13 protein-coding genes are annotated in these 17,218 nt (G+C 64.9%); 3 read left to right on the top strand and 10 right to left on the bottom strand.

What is annotated here, in order from left to right:
* Window positions 1–27 precede the first annotated feature (27 nt).
* Window positions 28–2,202: an FUSC family membrane protein gene (locus IGW04_RS02060; protein ID WP_323744797.1), complete on the bottom strand. Its 2,175-nt coding sequence runs from the start codon at window positions 2,200–2,202 to the stop codon at window positions 28–30.
* Window positions 2,203–2,431: 229 nt separating this feature from the next.
* Between IGW04_RS02060 and IGW04_RS02055 the strand changes: the two genes are divergently transcribed.
* Together IGW04_RS02055 and IGW04_RS02050 are read left to right on the top strand one after the other, a co-directional pair.
* Window positions 2,432–3,469, top strand: a complete 1,038-nt coding sequence (locus IGW04_RS02055) for an SDR family oxidoreductase (RefSeq protein WP_194711336.1) — start codon at window positions 2,432–2,434, stop codon at window positions 3,467–3,469.
* A 197-nt stretch (window positions 3,470–3,666) separates the two neighbouring features.
* Window positions 3,667–4,689 carry a phospholipase A gene (locus tag IGW04_RS02050; RefSeq protein ID WP_194711335.1) on the top strand — a complete coding sequence of 341 codons (1,023 nt, stop codon included), beginning with the start codon at window positions 3,667–3,669 and terminating at the stop codon, window positions 4,687–4,689.
* 30 nt (window positions 4,690–4,719) lie between these two features.
* Here IGW04_RS02050 and IGW04_RS02045 read toward each other — a convergent pair whose 3' ends face one another.
* From IGW04_RS02045 to IGW04_RS02020, 6 genes are all read right to left on the bottom strand, one after another.
* Window positions 4,720–6,180 (bottom strand): sensor domain-containing diguanylate cyclase, encoded by a 1,461-nt coding sequence (locus IGW04_RS02045; RefSeq protein ID WP_194711334.1) that lies wholly within the window; start codon window positions 6,178–6,180, stop codon window positions 4,720–4,722.
* A gap of 60 nt (window positions 6,181–6,240) precedes the next feature.
* Window positions 6,241–8,049, bottom strand: coding sequence for a GspE/PulE family protein (locus tag IGW04_RS02040; protein ID WP_194711333.1), 1,809 nt, complete (start codon window positions 8,047–8,049; stop codon window positions 6,241–6,243).
* Window positions 8,046–8,864: a spermine/spermidine synthase domain-containing protein gene (locus IGW04_RS02035; RefSeq protein WP_194711332.1), complete on the bottom strand. Its 819-nt coding sequence runs from the start codon at window positions 8,862–8,864 to the stop codon at window positions 8,046–8,048. The genes IGW04_RS02040 and IGW04_RS02035 overlap by 4 nt, the downstream gene beginning before the upstream one ends.
* Before the next feature lie 6 nt (window positions 8,865–8,870).
* On the bottom strand, window positions 8,871–9,344 hold the full coding sequence (locus IGW04_RS02030) for a DNA-deoxyinosine glycosylase (RefSeq protein ID WP_194711401.1): 474 nt from the start codon (window positions 9,342–9,344) through the stop codon (window positions 8,871–8,873).
* Between the two features lie 7 nt (window positions 9,345–9,351).
* On the bottom strand, window positions 9,352–10,566 hold the full coding sequence (locus IGW04_RS02025; protein WP_194711331.1) for an MFS transporter: 1,215 nt from the start codon (window positions 10,564–10,566) through the stop codon (window positions 9,352–9,354).
* A gap of 102 nt (window positions 10,567–10,668) precedes the next feature.
* Window positions 10,669–11,103: a DUF29 domain-containing protein gene (locus IGW04_RS02020; RefSeq protein WP_194711330.1), complete on the bottom strand. Its 435-nt coding sequence runs from the start codon at window positions 11,101–11,103 to the stop codon at window positions 10,669–10,671.
* Window positions 11,104–11,322: 219 nt separating this feature from the next.
* Here IGW04_RS02020 and IGW04_RS02015 point away from each other — a divergent pair, with 219 nt between their 5' ends.
* Window positions 11,323–12,354, top strand: a complete 1,032-nt coding sequence (locus IGW04_RS02015; protein WP_194711329.1) for a 2-dehydropantoate 2-reductase — start codon at window positions 11,323–11,325, stop codon at window positions 12,352–12,354.
* A gap of 234 nt (window positions 12,355–12,588) precedes the next feature.
* Here IGW04_RS02015 and IGW04_RS02010 read toward each other — a convergent pair whose 3' ends face one another.
* From IGW04_RS02010 to htpG, 3 genes are all read right to left on the bottom strand, one after another.
* Window positions 12,589–12,981: a GFA family protein gene (locus IGW04_RS02010; protein WP_194711328.1), complete on the bottom strand. Its 393-nt coding sequence runs from the start codon at window positions 12,979–12,981 to the stop codon at window positions 12,589–12,591.
* A gap of 466 nt (window positions 12,982–13,447) precedes the next feature.
* Window positions 13,448–14,980, bottom strand: a complete 1,533-nt coding sequence (locus IGW04_RS02005) for an NEL-type E3 ubiquitin ligase domain-containing protein (protein ID WP_194711327.1) — start codon at window positions 14,978–14,980, stop codon at window positions 13,448–13,450.
* A gap of 281 nt (window positions 14,981–15,261) precedes the next feature.
* Window positions 15,262–17,175 (bottom strand): molecular chaperone HtpG, encoded by a 1,914-nt coding sequence (htpG, locus tag IGW04_RS02000; RefSeq protein WP_194711326.1) that lies wholly within the window; start codon window positions 17,173–17,175, stop codon window positions 15,262–15,264.
* Window positions 17,176–17,218: the final 43 nt, after the last annotated feature.

Raw genomic sequence — 17,218 nt, 5'->3', positions numbered from 1 at the left:
CCAGAACACCCTGCTTGCGCAGGGCTTTCAGCCCGTCTGCTGCAGGGCGCGCCCGATTGCGCCGGCCTGAAATGCGACTTGTCGCACATCGTCCTCAAGCATCCGGGTGCGGCGCTGCAGTGGCGGCCATCCCGTCCAGGCGCTGTCGGCATGGATGGCGGCGGGGGCGCTTGCCAGGCGTGGCGCCAGGCCCGTGTCCAGCGCGCGCCGCGCCTGATCAAGCATGCCGCACGCCTGGTCGCAGGCCTGTTCCAGCCAGTTGTTGACGGCATCGCGCGGCAGCGCTTCGGCATGGTTGCGCAGTAGCAGCCGGATCGCGGCAATCTGGGAAGCCACCAGATAATTCTTCAGCACGAACTGGTGTATCTCCTCCACCGCTCGGCGCTTGCTGGCCGGCTCGTCCTGCATGCGCAGCAGCGCCGCCGACAGCGCGGCCAGGCTGTCCATGAACTGCTTTCTCCTCAAGCGATAGACGAAATCGTTTTCGGCGCGCTCCTGCAGCAGTTCGCGGCTGGCGGCGAGGTAGGCGCTGCTGGCCTGGAGCACGCCGCGCAGCAGGCGCGGCAGCGAACGGTATTCCCAGTTCGGCAGCACGAAGCTGAACACGGTGGCGATGAGGGCGCCCAGCACGGTGTCGACCAGGCGCTCGCCGACCACATGGCCGCTTTCGGGCAGCAGCAGGCTGATCTGCAGCAGGATCTGCATGCTGGCCGCCACCGCCGTGTAGCGGTACTTGATGGTCACGAAGGTGGGCCCGGCGGCGGTGGCGATGAACAGGCAGGCCAATAGCACCGCCGGCGAGCGGGTGAGGTGCAGGATCAGCAGGGTCAGGGCGCAGCCGACCAGCGTGCCGATCAGGCGGTCGCGGCGGCGCTGGCGGGTCATGCTGTAGCTGGGCTTCAGGATCACGGCAATGGTCAGCACGATCCAGTAGCCGTGCGAGGCATAGGGCAGGTGGCCTGCCACCACCAGGCCCGCCAGCACCGCCAGCAGCACCCGCAGCGAGAAGCGGAAAATCGGCGAATCCATGCGCAGGTTGTCGCGCAGTACGCCCAGCTCGTATTTCTGCTGGGTCAGGAAGGGCGTCATGTCGACCGACGGCACCAGTTCCAGGCTGCCGGCCTGCGGCGTGGTGGCGCGATGCAACTGGGCGACCGTGCCGACCATGCCGCTGATGCGGCTGTAGGCCGAGCGCAGCAGATCCAGGCCTTCCTTGCTCACGCCTGGCTGGCCTTCCATGCGGCTGATCGCCTCGTCCAGCGCCCGCAGTTCCGGCGTATAGCTGACCTTCTGCAGCGAGCCGCGATGGCGGGTCACCGCGTAGGCGACCGATTCGATGTCGCGCGCGGCCTTGGCGACCAGGTCGCGCATCCAGGTCAGCACCTCGCTGTCGGCAAACTGGCGCCGCAGCAGCGCATAGTCGGTCTGGGTAGCCAGCACCAGTTCATACAGGTCCAGCATCGCGTAATGGACCTGCACCAGCACCTGGTCGGAGGCGCCGCGACGGCCGCGCAGGACCAGGTCGCGCGCGGCCTGCTGGCGCTCGGCCAGCACCACCTGGCGCCGGATCAGCGCCACCAGCTGCGCATCGAGGCCGGTATGGATGTCGTAAAAACCGGCCTTGATGTCGACATACTGCGCCAGCTCGTACAGGGCTTCGGCCAGCACCTGTTCCTTGATGCGCCGGCGCAGCAGCCAGGCCAGGCCGATCGCATACCACAGGTAGGCCAGGCCGCCGGCCATGAACAGCCCGGCGTGGGCCAGCGACTGGATGGGCGTCAGCATGTTCTGCATGGCCAGCGTCATTGAAAACAGCGCGGCGAACTGCAGGGGCATGCCGCGGCGGCCGAAGGCGAGCATCATGCTGGCGAGGAAGCTGACCAGGGCCACCACGATGAACAGCAGCCAGGGTAGCGGCGCGCACAGGCTGATGACCAGGGTCAGCACCGTGCCCAGCAGCACGCTGGCCAGCATCTCGTTGAACTTGTGGCGCAGCGGGCCGGGCAGGTCCATCAGGCTGGTGCACAGCGCGCCGATGCAGACCGTCATCGCTGTGCGCAGGTCGCTGGCGGCGAGCGCCAGCAGGGTCAGGCCGATCACGCCGGTAGCCGCGCGCAACCCGGTGGCGAAATAATGGCTGTAGAGGAAGGTGCGGGGCGTCAGCGCATAGTGCATGGAAAGGCATGGAGGTTGGCTGGTCATGCATCATAGCCTGCGCCGGTACGCTCTGGCCGCGGCGCAACCCGCCTCCTTATCCGGACGCAGCATCGGGGGACTGGCTGCCTGCCGGCAAGCCGACGCGGTAGGAATGCGCCGACAGGGATTTGAGCGCTTTGCTGATTCCTCGGCCACGCCTGCTTCTGGCAGCATGGCGGTCTGATTCGCCCCGGGCGCATGCCCGCCATTCAAACGTCAATAAGAGGACAGGCGCATGAAAACGCAACTCAAGCCATTGGCCGAGCAAGTCATCGTCATCACCGGCGCTTCCAGCGGCATCGGTCTCACCACGGCCCGCATGGCGGCCGAGCGCGGCGCCCGGCTGGTGCTGGTGGCGCGCAACGGCGAGGCCCTGGAAACCATCGCCGGCGACCTGCGGGCGCTGGGCGCGGAAGTGATCCACGTCGTGGCCGACGTCGGCAAGGAAGACGAAGTGCGGGCCGCCGCGCGCACGGCGATCGAGCACTTCGGCGGCTTCGACACCTGGGTCAACAATGCCGGCGTGTCCATCTTCGGCCGCAACGAGGAAGTTTCGCGCGAAGACCAGCGCCGCCTGTTCGACACCAACTTCTGGGGCGTGGTGCATGGCTCGCTGGTAGCGGTGGAGCATCTGAAGACCAAGGGGGGCGCGCTGATCAACCTGGGCAGCGAACTCTCGGATACCGCAGTGCCGCTGCAGGGCATGTATTCGGCGTCCAAGCATGCGGTCAAGGGATTCACCGACTCGCTGCGCATCGAACTGATGGAAGAGGGCGCGCCGGTCTCGGTGACGCTGATCAAGCCGGCCGCGATCGACACCATGTTCGTGCCGCATGCCAAGAACTACATGGACGTCGAGCCCAAGCTGCCGCCGCCGATCTATGCGCCCGACCTGGTGGCAAATGCGATCCTGGAAGCGGCGCAGACGCCGCATCGCGACATCTATGTCGGCGCGGCATCGAAGCTGACCTCGTCCACCGCGCACCATGCGCCAGCGGTGCTGGATGCGCTGATGAAGCGGCTGATGTTCAAGCAGCAGCGCTCGCAGACGCCGGCCGGCGACCGTGACGACAACAGCCTTTATGCGCCGGTGCCCGGCCGCGACGGCCGCGAGCGGCAGGGCCACAAGGGCATCGTGTTCGAGACCGCGCCTTACACCAGCGCCACGTTGCATCCGAAGACGACGGCGGTGGCCCTGGGCGCGGGACTGGCGCTGCTGGCCCTGTGGCAAAGCCGCTCGCGGCCCCGCCGCGGATTCGGCATGGCGCGCTGAAGCGCCGTCCGCTGTCGGGCCGGGCTAGACCGGCAGTGGGAGGCAGGCGCACAGGGTGCGTACCGTGCCAGCCACTTGAATTGATACCGGCCATTCATCAGCGACATGGCGGGTCGCGCGGCTCAATGCGGCGTGGCCCGCCATGTCGTTCCATTCCCCCCTTGCCGCAGGCGGACCGACGCCTGCCATGTGTCTCCATGATCCCGATCCCGCGTCCTGCCTGCTGCCTCCTGTTCCTGCTTGCCACCAATGCCGCCCGGGCCGTCGACAGCGAGACGCTCGCTTCCTGCGCCGCGCTGGACAATGACCTGTCGCGCCTGACCTGCTATGACAGGCTCAGCGGCCGTGCCGCGCCGCCGCCCGGCGCCGCCAGTCCGCCGCCCGCCGCATCGGCGCCCGCGGCAGCGCCGCCTCGGGCCAACGCCGCAGCCAGTTACCTGTCGCAGCACTGGGAACTGGATGAGGCCGACAAGCAGGGCACGTTCCGGTTCCGGCCGCATCATCCGAACTACCTGGTGGCGCAACTCACCTCCAGGCCCAACAGCGATCCCTTCGGCCCCAACAATCCCCTGTCGGCAAGCTCGCCGGCCGGCATCGACCACGTCGAGCTTCGCTACCAGCTGGGTTTCAAGACCAAGCTGGTCGAGCGGGCCGCGGGCAGTCCGGCCGATCTCTGGTTTGGCTACACCCAGCAGAGCTACTGGCAGGCCTTCAACGGCGCGGCGTCGCGCCCGTTTCGCGAGACCAATTACCAGCCCGAGCTGATGGCGGTGCTGCCCGTTAATGCCGGCATCGGCGCCTTGCGCCTGCGCTTTCTCAATCTGGGGATCGCGCACCAGTCCAACGGCCAGTCCGGCGACCGTTCGCGCAGCTGGAACCGGGTGTATGCCCAGGCCGGCCTGGAACATGGCGCGCTGTCCATGACCACCCGCATCTGGAAGCGGCTGCCGGAAGGCCGCGATGACGACAATCCCGACATCCTCGACTACATGGGTCGTGGCGACCTCAGCGTGCAGTGGCGCCGCGACGGGCATGAACTGTCGCTCACGGCGCGTCGTAATTTCTCGACGCGGCACGGCATGCTGGAAGCCGGCTGGGCCTTCCCGCTGGCGCCCGGCCTGAAAGGCTATGTGCAGCTGTTCTCGGGCTATGGCCAGAGCCTGATCGATTACAACCATGCGCAGCAGTCGCTCGGACTGGGCGTGATGATCGCGCTGTAACGGCGTCGCCGGAGCCGGCCCGCGGAATGGCTACTGGTAGAAGCGGAAGCCGGAGCCGTCGTGCTCGCGCTGCGCCACCCGGTCGCGGCCGGCATGCTTGGCCGCATACAGCGCTTCATCGGCCGCCCGGATGAAGGTCTCATGGCTGTCGAAACGCTGGTCCCCATCCATGTGGGCCGCCATGCCGAATGAGGCGGTGACGGTGATCAGGTGCTGTTCATGGTGCACCATCAGGCCACCGATCACCTTCTTCAGCCGCAGCAGCAGCTTGCCGGCCGCCGCGAGCGGCGTACCGGGCAGCACCAGGGCGAACTCCTCGCCGCCATAGCGGGCAAACAGGTCTTCCTGCCGCAGTTCGCTCATGACCGCGCGCACCATGGAAATGAGCATCTGGTCGCCGGCCTGATGGCCGTAGGTATCGTTGATCTGCTTGAAATGGTCGAGATCGACCAGGGCGATGGTCAGCGGCCAGCCATGGCGCGAGGACAGCTCGAATTCCCGCCGCACCGCTTCCTCGAAATAACGGCGGTTATGGGCGCCGGTGAGCGCATCGCGCTGGGAACGTGCTTCCATCTCGCGCATCTCGTGGATCTGGTGCGATGCCAGCAGCTCCTGCGCATGGGCCAGCATCGCAGCCGCCTCCGACGGCCGCAGAAGCCGCATGTCGAACAGCTCTTCGATCGCGGGCACCGCCGCCGTCAGCCTTCCCAGCGCGTCCGAGACCGCCGCGGCGTCCAGGCCGAGACGCTGCGCGGCGCTGGCGGCGCGGGTCGCCACGACGGCATTTCCGGAGTGCAGCACCAGGTCGGCAACCGGCCCGGACAGGGCGATGCAGGCATGCATGTCCGACGCCAGCTCGGGCTGCTGGCCGTGGCTGGCCAGGCAGGCCTGCGCCAGGTAGGGCGGCAACTGCCAGCGCGACAGCAGCCAGTGGCCGGCCTCGTCATGGCCGCAGCCGAAGGCTTCGCGTTCGGCCCGCAGCAGGTCGTCGTTGCTGGCGGCGGCGGCATGGAGGGGGGCGTATTCATCGGGCATCATGCTGGCGAACGCCAGGATGCCGACATCCTGCAGCAGGGCGGCGGCGAACAGGTCGTCCAGGTTGCTCATGCCGCGACGGGCGCCCAGCGCCCGCGCCGCCATGGCGCACAGCAGGGCGCGCCGCCAGAACAGCGTCATGTCCAGGGCGGCGCCGGACTGGCCGCGGAAGGAACTGGCCAGCGAGAACGAGAGGGCAATCATGATGGCCGCGCGCACGCCCATCAGCCCCACCGCCTCGCGCACGTTCGAGGGCTTGCGCCGGCTCTGGTAAAAGGCGGAATTGGCCACCTTCAGCAGTTTTGCCGTGAGGGCCGGATCGCGCGCCAGCACGTCGCATAGCTGTCCCATGTGGGTGGCCGGGGAATTGGCCAGTTCGATCACCTGGAGGGCGATTGCGGGCAGGCTGGGCAGGGTGGCGCAAAGCTGCAGGCGCCGGGCGATCTCGGGGTTCACAATGAGACGGGTTTTTTTTGTTCGCGAACAAGTATTTTAGCATATTGCAATGAGGAAATATCAGCCGGGTCGGTTCGGCTCTCCCTCCTGCGACACTGCCGCCGTCACCTTCAGCACTTCTTCCGCCGTGGTCAGCCCTTCGGCGACCTTGCGCGCCCCCGCCACCCGCAGCGGCGTCATGCCGTCCTGCATCGCCTGCGTCCCGAGCAGGCGGGTTTCGGTGCTGGCGGTGATCAGCCGGGAAAAGGCCGGCGTCACCGTCAGCAATTCATAGAGTCCGGTGCGGCCGCGAAAGCCGGTCTGGCGGCATTCCGGGCAACCGACCGGCCGATACACCCGCTGCGGCTTTGCCAGCGCCTCGCCCTGGGCAAGGCTGCGCCAGACCTCGTCGGTCAGCATGCCGTCATCGCTCTTGCAGTAGGGGCAGAGCACCCGCACCAGGCGCTGCGCCAGGATGCCGGCCAGCGTGGCCTCCAGCAGGTAGTGCGGCACGCCCAGTTCCAGCAGCCGCATCACGGCCGAGGGCGCGTCGTTGGTATGCAGCGTCGACAGCACCAGGTGCCCGGTCAGCGCTGCCTGGATCGCCATTTCGGCAGTGGCAAGGTCGCGGATCTCGCCCACCATGATGATGTCCGGGTCCTGCCGCATCAGCGCGCGCACGCCGTCGGCGAAGGACAGGTCGATGCCGTTCTGCACCTGCATCTGGTTGAAGGCCGGCTCCACCATCTCGATCGGATCTTCCACCGTGCAGACATTGACTTCGGGGGTGGCCAGGACTTTCAGCGTGGTGTAGAGGGTGCTGGTCTTGCCGGAACCGGTGGGGCCGGTGACCAGCAGGATGCCGTTGGCGCGCGCGGTCAGCTGGTCCCAGCGCCGGGCGTCGGCAGCCGGGAAGCCCAGTTCCGCCAGCGTCTTGACCACCACTTCCGGGTCGAAGATGCGCATCACCAGCTTTTCGCCGAATGCCGTGGGCAGGGTGGCCAGCCGCAGTTCGATTTCCTGGCCGCCGGCGGTGCGGGTCTTGACCCGGCCGTCCTGGGGCCGCCGCTTCTCCACCACGTCCATCCGGCCCAGCAGCTTGATGCGGGACGTCATCGCCAGCAGCACCTGCGGCGGCACCTGGTAGACCTGGTGCAGCACGCCGTCGATGCGGAAGCGCACCAGGCCGGCGTCGCGCTTGGGTTCGAGGTGGATGTCGGAGGCGCGCTGTTCGAAGGCGTACTGCCAGAGCCAGTCGACGATGTTGATGATGTGCTGGTCGTTGGCGTCGACCTGGCGGTTGCCGCGGCCGAGCTCGACCAGTTGCTCGAAATTGCTGCGCAGGGCCAGGTCCTGGCCGCCTTGGCGGGTGGCGCCCTTGATCGACTTGGCCAGCGCGAAGAACTGCGCCGTGTACTGCGCAATGTCGAGCGGGCTGGCCACCACCAGCCGCACCTCGCGCCGGCTGAGCCGGGAAATCTCGGCCACCCATTCGGTGCGCAGCGGATCGGCCGTGGCCACGGTCAGCACGCTGGCCGTCATGTCCACCGGCAGGATGCCGAACTGGGCGGCATAGGTGGCCGACATCACGTCGGCGACGCGGGTGAAATCGATCTTCAGCGGATCGATGCGGTAGAACGGCAGGCCGCTGCGGGCCGCCAGCCACTCGGTCAGCCAGTCCAGCGTCAGCGGCCGGTGCGGCGGCTGTGCCGACTGCAGCTTCACCTGCGCCACCGCCACCAGCGGATGCATGGCCATGGCGCTGGCCTTCTGCAGCGCCTGGGCCTGGCTGTAGGCGGCGCGTGCATCGGCCTGCGCGACCGTGCGGTCGGTTACCAGCCAGGTGAAGATCTGGTGCAGGTCGAGCAGCTTGGGCGGCTGGCTGCTCATGCGCCTTGCGCGGGGCGGGAAGCCTTGATGCCATTGACCCATGACCGGGCCGGCAGCCTGGTGGCGGCACGGATCGCGGCGGCGCGTTCATACAGCAGCGGGAAGTCGAGCGCCGGCTTGTCGCGAAAGCCCAGCGCCACCACGTTGCCATCGTGGACTTCGGGCAGCGCAATCACGTCGGCGAAGGCATGCCGCATTGCCTTCAGGTTCTTGGCATAGCTCGGATGGTCGCCGAACAGGTTGACGGTGGCGATGCCGCCAGGCGCCAGGCAGGCGGCGCAGTCGGCATAGAATTCCGCGGTGTCCAGCACCGGGCCGCGGGCGGTGGCGTCGTACAGGTCGATCTGCAGCGCGTCCAGCGTGCCGCGCCGGGCCGGGTCGGCGACGAATTCGCCGGCGTCCATTTCCAGCACGGTCAGGCGCTCGTCCTCGGGCGGCAGCTTGAACATCGATTCGCAGATCGCGATCACCGACGGGTTCAGCTCCACCGCCGTCACCCGCGCCTGCGGAAACTGGCGATAGCTGAATTTGGTCAGCGCGCCGGTGCCCAGGCCCAGCTGCACGATGTGCTGCGGCTCGCTGATGAACAGCATCCAGGCCATCATCTGCTGCGCATATTCGAGCTCGATCCAGTCGGGCTTGCGCAGGCGCATCGCGCCCTGGACCCACTCGGTGCCGAAGTGCAGGAAGCGCACGCCATCCTCTTCCGACAGCGTGACCGGGGCGTACTTCGGCTTGCGGGGTGGGCGGGCGCCGGCGGGGCCGGGACGGCGCAGCGACTCTTCTTTCTCGATGGATTTACGTTTGATAAGCATGCGGGATTATCGGTTGATGGCCTGCCACTGCGCAAGCTTGTCGTCGAAGGACAGCCGGGCATTCGCGGGCGAGCTCGACGGCAGCACCACGGTTTCATAGCCGGCGTCGGCATACAGCGGCGCATAGCTGCCGGATGTCTTGCCGTTGAAGCAGACGCGGGAGAGGCGCGGGCACAGCTCCCTGAGCAGCAGGTGGTCATTCGCCTGCGGCCGGCGGATGGCCGCATCCAGGCTTCCCAGCCGCTCGCAGGCGGCCAGCGCATCCCACAGGCCGACATGGCGCGCGAGCAGCCTTTGCAGGCGCTCGTCGTAGGGCAGGTCGTACAGCGGCTCGCCCAGCACCGCGCCCAGCAGCCTCCAGAACTGGTTGCGCGGATGGGCGTAATACCGTTCGGCGCGCAGCGACGCGGCGCCGGGAAAGCTGCCCAGGACCAGGGTATGGATGTCAGGGTCGATCACCGGGGCCAGGCCGGTCAGCAGGGGAGACTCAGCCACGGCGTTCACTCAGGAAGAAGAGCAGGGCCGCCGCCGGCAGCGCCAGGCCGATCCAGCATGCCAGCGTCCAGCCGCCATGCGCATAGGCCCAGGCCCCGATGGCCGAACTGGCCGCTCCGCCCATGAAGAAGGTCGCCATGAACAGGCCGTTGAGGCGGTTGCGGAACTCGGCGCCGAGCGCAAAGATCACGCGCTGGCTGGTGACCAGGTTGGCCGTGACGCCGAAGTCGAGCACGATGGCGGCCAGGGTCAGCAGGCTTAGTGCCAGCATCGAGCCGTCCTGCGCCACCAGGCTGATCAGGAAGCCGGCCGCCACCATCAGCATGGCGACCGTGCTCATCATGCGGCCATGGCCGCGGTCGGCCAGGCGCCCGCTGATCGGCGCGGCCACCGCGCCAGCCACGCCGGCCAGCGCAAACAGCGCAACGCCGCGCTGGCTCAGGCCAAAGGCCGGGCCGGTCAGCAGCAGCGGCGCGGTGGTCCAGAACAGGCTGAAGGCGCCGAACAGGCAGGCCTGGTAGAAGGCCCGGCGCCGCAGCACCGGCTGGCTGCGGGCCAGCTGCCAGAGGGAAGCCAGCAGCTGGCCGTAATGCAGGTTCGCATCCGGCTGGCGGCGCGGCAGGATGAACAGCAGCAGCGCGGCCAGCGCCGCCATCAGCCCGGCCGACAGGCCGTAGATCGCATGCCAGCCCCAGAGCGAGGCGACGAAACTCGACACCGGCCGCGCCATCATGATGCCGATGATCAGGCCGCTCATCACATTGCCCACCACCCGGCCGCGATTGGCCTCGGTGGCCAGATGGGCCGACCACGGCACCAGGATCTGCACCGTGACCGAGGTGAAGCCGATCGCCGCCGCGGCGGCCAGGAACAGCGGCGCATTGCGCACCAGCGCGGTTGCTGCCAGCGACACCGCGCAGGCAGCGATCAGGGTCAGCACCAGCCGGCGGTTTTCCAGGATGTCGCCGAGCGGGACGATGAACAGCAGGCCCAGGCCATAGCCGATCTGGGTCAGCGTCACCAGCAGGCCGGCCAGGCCAGGCGACAGGCCGAGATCGGCGGCGATCGGGCCGACCAGCGGCTGCGCGTAATACAGGTTGGCGACGATCAGGCCGCAGGCGATGGCGAACAGGGTGGGCAGCCAGGTGGGCGCATGGATTGCCCGTTCGGAGGAAGACAGGCTGGCGGGCGGAGCAGGGGGTTTCATCGGGAGCCGGCAAAGTCGCCAATGATACCGGCACGGCGGGCAGGCTGCTTGGCATGACTGCGACCGCCATCGTGGCGTACGAACCCGATGTCGGGCTGCAGATCAGCCAAAGAATTCGCGTGACATCACCTCTTCGGCGTTCCACGGGCATTCAGCCGGAAAGCGCCGGTAACTGATGCCGGTCTCCGATGCGGCCAGGTCAATGGCGGCATCCCAGGCATCCGCCCACCAGTCGCTGTCGGCAAAGCAGGCCTGCAGGCTGGGTGTTTTCCTTAATCGACGTTCAATCCTGCTGCGCCGCGTTTGTATGGTGGCTTCCCAACTGGCGCCCCGGTAATCGGGCTGATGGACCCATTTCAACAAATGGCATAGCAGAATGGCCATCCGGCTTGCCAGCTCCCGCTGTTCGCTTTTACCCACGTCTTCGATTTCCTCGGCGACATGCTGCACGTCCAGTTCGGACAATTTGCCGGAGCGAAGCAGCCGCGCCTGTTCCTGCGCCCAGGCCACGATGTCTTTGTCATAGGAAGCTTTCATCTGCCATTCTCCAAAGTCCGGCCGCGCCATCGACGTGGGAAAGACCGCATTGTACGGCTGGAAGGATGCTGCGATCCAGAAAAGGGGCGCAGGGGTTTGCGCTAGCCTGAGGGGTCGTGCATGCCAGCTATAATCTTGTCCTTCAGTAGAACAACAACAATGCCAGGAGACAGCAATGATGCCCTTTGATCGGCCATATTGGCATTTCCGGTGCCAGCCATGACAGCTGATAACAAAACGCCTTCCACCATCGCCATCTTCGGCGCAGGCTCCATCGGCGCCTTCGTCGGCGGCGCGCTGATTGCCGGCGGCGCCGACGTGGTGCTGATCGGCCGCGCCAGGGTGGGCGAGCGGATCGCCCGGCATGGCCTGGCCATCAGCGACATGGATGGCCGCCGCTTCCAGTTGCCAGCCGAGCGGGTGCGCTACAGCGAGGATCCGGCGGCGCTGGCCGGTGCCGGTCTGGTGCTGGTAACGGTCAAGAGCGCCGACACCGCGGCCGCGGCGCAGGCGCTGGCGGCCCATGCCGCAGACGATGCGGTGGTCATCAGCCTGCAGAACGGCATTGGCAATGCAGACGTTTTGCGGCGCGCCTTGCCGGGCCGCCAGGTGCTGGCCGGCATGGTGCCGTTCAACGTGGTGCAGACAGGAGATGGCCGCTTCCATCGCGGCACCGAAGGCAGCCTGATGGTGGAAGCGTCGCCGGCGCTGGCGCCATGGCTTGCCGCGTTCGAGGCGGCCGGCCTGCCGCTGCTGCAGCGGGCTGACTTCGTCTCGGTACAGTGGGGCAAGCTGCTGCTGAACCTGAATAATGGGATCAATGCCCTGTCCGGCCTGCCGCTCAAGGCCCAGCTCTCGCAACGCAGCTACCGCCGCTGCCTGGCGCTGTTGATGGATGAGGCGTTGGGTGTGCTGCGGGCCGCCGGCATCGCGCCGGCCCAGGTGGCCAAGGTGGCGCCGGACAGGCTGCTCAAGCTGCTGCGGCTGCCGGACTGGCTGTACAAGCGCCTGGCGTCGGCCTCGCTGCGCATCGATCCGGAGGCGCGTTCCTCGATGTGGGAGGATTTGCAGGCTGGTCGGCGCACCGAGATTGACTACCTGAGTGGCGCCGTGGTTGCGTTGGCGGGCAGCGTGGGGCGGGATGCGCCTGCCAGCCGGAAGATCGTGGAGTTGGTGCATGCAATGGAGCAAGGGAATGGTCAGGCGATGGCGGGGCCCAAGCTGCTGGCGGCCCTGAGCAAGAGCGCGTGACAAAATGGTTCTGGCGTCGCCGCTCCTCTTGCCTTACTGCCCGTATTGTCTGGGCCGGCTTGAGGCGGCGACCGCTATGTGCCAGATTTTTTGCGAATTGATCTGGTGCCAGCACCGTCATCCCGGGTCATGCTTTGATGTGGTGCCCTAACGGAGTACGGCAAGCAATACTGACGAAACTGGCTGGGCGAATGCTTGCTGAAGTAGCTGCGCGATGAAATACGAAGGATGGAGCTACAGCATCGGTATTTTTTCCAATTCCTTGTCCCAGTTAGCGCGGCTGGAACCAAACAGATGGGCGTCTGGCCTGAGCAAGACTTCGCTATTGAGACTGCCGGCCGGAACAACCAGCACTTGGCCTTCCATCTGCAGGGTTGGCAGCGCCGACCCGCAAACGGAACAGAAGCATTTGCTGTGTCTGGTCGAGGGCAGAGTGAATAATGTCGTCTTGTCTTCACCAGCAATCCATCTCAAGCGCGCGACCGAAGAAAACAAGTTTGCGGCGTGAGCCGAGCCGGTGTCCTTGCGACAGTGCTCACAGTGACAAAGAAAAAACTTTTCAAAATCGCCTTCCACTTCAAAGCGTACTGCGCCGCACAGGCATGAACCAGAGTGCTTGCTGCTCATGTTTTCATCTTTCTCCAGCTATTCCAGTTGATGTCCCCGGCCATCGTTCACCGCAAGTGGCGCGTGATCCATCGCAAGGTGATGCTCCCAGGCGGACAAGGTCCGATCGAGCTGCCCCATAATGGCGGCGTGGTTTTAGTGCCTGGCGTAGACAATCCATTCAGCCCGTGCCGCGCAGCTTGCGTGGGATTTGCATCATGTAGGTGGTCACGGAATCGGCCGTTGATGCTATTGCTATCCGTGGCCTTGCAGCAGAAAGTGATTTCACCGCAACGGCATTCGCTGATCAACTGTGTCATGCCTCGCAGTGCAGTCTGCAACACCGTCCTTGCTCGCTGCGCTCCGGGTGGCCGACATAAACCTTTTTCACTCATGCTGCTTCTGTCACGCCCCCGGATAATCCGGGGAGCATTCAAGATCTCGCTTGCTGCTTGCAAGGTGGTGATCGCGTAATGCGGTTTTCGCCTCACTGCGTCTTGTAGGTGGGCACCTCCTTGATCTCAAACCTGGACGCGCCGTTAGGTCCTATGCCGTTGAAGGTGAACGAACCGGGATTGTTGTCCTGCTTCCAGACCGGCAATGTCGGATCGGGAATGCCATTGGAAACAAAATAGTCCTTCAGGTCTTGCAAATGCATTGCAGTGAGCGCGTCACCGGAGATCAAGTTGCCGTCCGCATCGGTGACCCGGTTCATGATGGCGGCAATCTGCGGGTTCGCATGTTTGAGCAACATCGCCGCCGGTGAATCGTGAGCCGCGAGGTAGGATGTGAACTCCCTGATCTCCTGGTTTTTCACCTTGCTGGTGATTGTCAGTGTGCGGAGCGGTTCCGGGTCGCAGACCTCGTTTTTGTCGTTCACGTGAGTCATGTCGACTGCGAGGTCCATGTCTTTGGACATCTTTACCATGACGCTGCCAGTGACCTGATTTCGGTAGTCTTGCTGCCCGCGCAGATCCGGCCACAGATAGCCTGACGTCTCTGCTTCCGCGGCCTGTGCGCGAAACTTGCGTCGCAGATGGCGCACAACGTCGGCAGAGCTACCAGCGAAAGCTCCGTTCACAATGTCTCTGTCAATTGCATGGAGCCGAAGCTTATGAAAGATATATGCGACCTGGTAGCGCTGAAGGCTTTTCATGTCCAGGGGAGGCTTGAGTTCCTGCGCCAGACTGCACGCCTTTGCGCCAAGCTCGGGATCGGACACGATCTGGGTCGTCAATTGCGCGAGCAACTGGCGGAATGTCGGATCCTGGAACGAAGCGGTGGCGCGGAAATGCTTTAACAAGACGCAGAAAGCATCGACATCCGGCAATTTGGAAGCCAGTTCCTCAACGTTGAACCCCTGGGGCAACTCCGCCATGGGAAGCATATCCGCCAGTGTCCGCGCCGTCGCCGCGGTTTCCCTTCCAGCGTTCGCCTGCCGTGGGGCTTGCGATGGGCTCGAGTACTGCCGCATACCTCTCTCATTCAGCTCAGGCCCATACAGTTTGCACAGCACGGATTCGTCGATGGGGTTGCCTCGTAAATAAACCTTGCAATCGGGGTGCAGGATCAAGGCGTCCCCGGACAGACTGTGGATCTGGTTGTTGGCAGCGTTGATCAGGCGCAGATTCGTAATTGGCAGGGCTTCCGGTAGGGCAGTGATCTGGTTGCTGTGGATGTCAATCGCCTTGAGGCTAGCCGGCAACTGATTCTCCGGAATGGCACTTAGCCGGTTATGGTGCGCCATCAGTTTTTCCAGGCCCTGGGGTAAAGGCGGCAGGCTTTGAAGGACCAGTTCGGAGAGGTCAAGTATGGCCGTGTTATTGCCCTTGGCAAGCCAGGACTTGATGACCGCTATCGCCTTGGCGCCGTTACCTTCGCTGGCTGCCCATGTTTCAAGGCTGGCCAAATAGCCCGTAGATCCGGGCTGGTGCGTTGCGATGTCCGCGCGGCCTGTTAGTCCGGCCGAGCTGGAAAAATTTGCATACGAGGCGCTGCTCGAACTGTTTGCTGGATACACAGTTAACCCTCCTGTTCATGAGATTGCTGGTTGCATGCCAGATGCTGTCACTCGCCAGCCGGCGAGGAACGGGCGTAAGTGCCGGGACCAGCGGTATGGTTCAGGAAGCTTTCGAGGGGCCGTTGTTTGTCCTTGCTGCTTGCGCAAGCCGGGGTGTTGGCTGCGGACCATGCACGCGACAACGGCACTGGCCGCTTTTCGATCGGCGAAAAAAGACCGGCGCAATGGCCGGTCTCGTTGATGGGCGATGGGATCACTGCACGACCCCGCGGCCGGTGCCTTTACCGCGTCGCCATCCCCAGCAGCATTTCATTGAGCCGCTTCACGAAGCCGGCCGGGTCGCTCAGCGTGCCGCCTTCGGCCAGCGCGGCCTGGTCGAACAGGATGTTGGCCCAGTCATCGAATTTGCTCTCCTCGTACTTCAGGCGCTGCACCAGCGGATGGTCCGGGTTGATCTCCAGGATGGGCTTGGATTCCGGCGCGTTCTGGCCGGCCGCCTTCAGCATGCGCAGCAGGTTGCCCGACAGTTCGTTCTCGTCGGCCACCAGGCAGGCCGGGGAATCGGTCAGGCGGAAAGTCACGCGCACTTCCTTGGCCTTGTCGGCCAGCGCGGTCTTCATCTTTTCGACCAGGTCCTTGTACTGCGCCTCGGTTTCCTCATGCTGCTTCTTCTCGGTCTCGTCTTCCAGCTTGCCGAGGTCGAGGTCGCCCTTGGCCACCGACACCAGCTCGCGGCCGTCGAAGTCCTGCAGGAAGGACAGCATCCATTCATCCACGCGGTCCGTCAGCAGCAGCACTTCCACGCCCTTCTTGCGGAAGATCTCCAGGTGCGGGCTGTTCTTGGCCGCCGCATAGGTTTCGGCGGTGACGTAGTAGATCTTGTCCTGGCCTTCCTTCATGCGCGATACATAATCGGCAAACGACACGGTCTGGGCGTCGCTGTCATTCTGGGTGGAGGCGAAGCGCAGCAGCTTGGCGATGCGCTCCTTGTTGTTGCTGTCCTCGCCGATGCCTTCCTTCAGCACCTGGCCGAACTCGGTCCAGAAAGTGGCGTACTTGTCCTTGCCTTCCTGCTCGTCGCTGTTGGCCAGTTCTTCCAGCATGCCCAGCACCCGCTTGGTCGAACCTTCGCGGATCACCTTCACGTCGCGCGACTCCTGCAGGATCTCGCGCGAGACGTTCAGCGGCAGGTCGGCCGAGTCGATCACGCCCTTGACGAAGCGCAGGTACACGGGCATCAGCTGCTCGGCGTCATCCATGATGAACACGCGCTTCACATACAGCTTGATGCCGCCGCGCTTGTTGCGGTCCCACAGGTCGAACGGCGCCTTGGACGGGATATACAGCAGCTGCGTATATTCGCTGCGCCCTTCCACCCGGTTATGGGTGAAGGTCAGCGGGTCCTGGAAGTCGTGCGACACATGCTTGTAGAACTCGGTGTACTGCTCGGGCGTGATATCGGCGCGGTTGCGCGCCCACAGCGCGCTGGCCTGGTTGATGGTTTCAGGTTCGTCGGTGACCACCATCTCCTTCTTTTCCTCGTTCCACTCTTCCTTTTTCATCTGGATCGGCAGGGAGATATGGTCGGAGTATTTGCGGATGATGGATTTGATCTTCCACGACGACAGGAAGTCGTCCTCGCCTTCGCGCAGGTGCAGGATGATGTCGGTGCCGCGACTCGGCTTGTCGATCGCTTCCACGGTGAAGTCGCCTTCGCCGCCGGATTCCCAGCGCACGCCTTCGGAAGCCGGCAGCCCGGCGCGGCGCGATTCGACGGTGATGCGGTCGGCCACGATGAAGGCGGAGTAGAAGCCCACGCCGAACTGGCCGATCAGGGCAGCATCCTTCTGCTGGTCGCCGGAGAGTTTCGAGAAGAATTCCTTGGTGCCGGACTTCGCGATCGTGCCCAGGTGTTCCACCGCGTCGTCGCGGCTCATGCCGATGCCGTTGTCGGAGATGGTGATGGTGCGGGCTTCCTTGTCGAAGTCCACGCGTATCTTCAGGTCGGGATCATCCTCGAACAGCGCGCCATTGTTGATGGCTTCGAAACGCAGCTTGTCGGCGGCGTCGGAAGCATTGGAAATCAGCTCCCGCAGAAAGATTTCCTTGTTGGAGTACAGGGAATGGATCATCAATTGCAGCAGCTGCTTGACTTCTGCCTGGAAGCCCAGGGTTTGCTTTTCGGATACGGCCATTGTGGTTCACCTCTGTCTAACGATAGTTACACGGAAAAAATTT

The sequence above is a fragment of the Noviherbaspirillum soli genome (genome assembly GCF_015352955.1).
Taxonomy (GTDB): Bacteria; Pseudomonadota; Gammaproteobacteria; order Burkholderiales; family Burkholderiaceae_D; genus Noviherbaspirillum_A; species Noviherbaspirillum_A soli.
The sequence above is the reverse complement of the archived record's forward strand: the minus strand, read 5'-3'. Positions and strand labels throughout refer to the sequence as shown.

What these genes read in the sequence shown, in the direction of transcription:
- IGW04_RS02060 (WP_323744797.1), bottom strand. Translation starts at nt 2,202, where the DNA reads ATGACCAGCCAACCTCCATGCCTTTCCATGCACTATGCGCTGACGCCC.
- IGW04_RS02040 (WP_194711333.1), bottom strand. Translation starts at nt 8,049, where the DNA reads ATGAGCAGCCAGCCGCCCAAGCTGCTCGACCTGCACCAGATCTTCACC.
- IGW04_RS02020 (WP_194711330.1), bottom strand. Translation starts at nt 11,103, where the DNA reads ATGAAAGCTTCCTATGACAAAGACATCGTGGCCTGGGCGCAGGAACAG.
- IGW04_RS02025 (WP_194711331.1), bottom strand. Translation starts at nt 10,566, where the DNA reads ATGAAACCCCCTGCTCCGCCCGCCAGCCTGTCTTCCTCCGAACGGGCA.
- htpG (WP_194711326.1), bottom strand. Translation starts at nt 17,175, where the DNA reads ATGGCCGTATCCGAAAAGCAAACCCTGGGCTTCCAGGCAGAAGTCAAG.
- IGW04_RS02035 (WP_194711332.1), bottom strand. Translation starts at nt 8,864, where the DNA reads ATGCTTATCAAACGTAAATCCATCGAGAAAGAAGAGTCGCTGCGCCGT.
- IGW04_RS02010 (WP_194711328.1), bottom strand. Translation starts at nt 12,981, where the DNA reads ATGAGCAGCAAGCACTCTGGTTCATGCCTGTGCGGCGCAGTACGCTTT.
- IGW04_RS02055 (WP_194711336.1), top strand. Translation starts at nt 2,432, where the DNA reads ATGAAAACGCAACTCAAGCCATTGGCCGAGCAAGTCATCGTCATCACC.
- IGW04_RS02015 (WP_194711329.1), top strand. Translation starts at nt 11,323, where the DNA reads ATGACAGCTGATAACAAAACGCCTTCCACCATCGCCATCTTCGGCGCA.
- IGW04_RS02050 (WP_194711335.1), top strand. Translation starts at nt 3,667, where the DNA reads ATGATCCCGATCCCGCGTCCTGCCTGCTGCCTCCTGTTCCTGCTTGCC.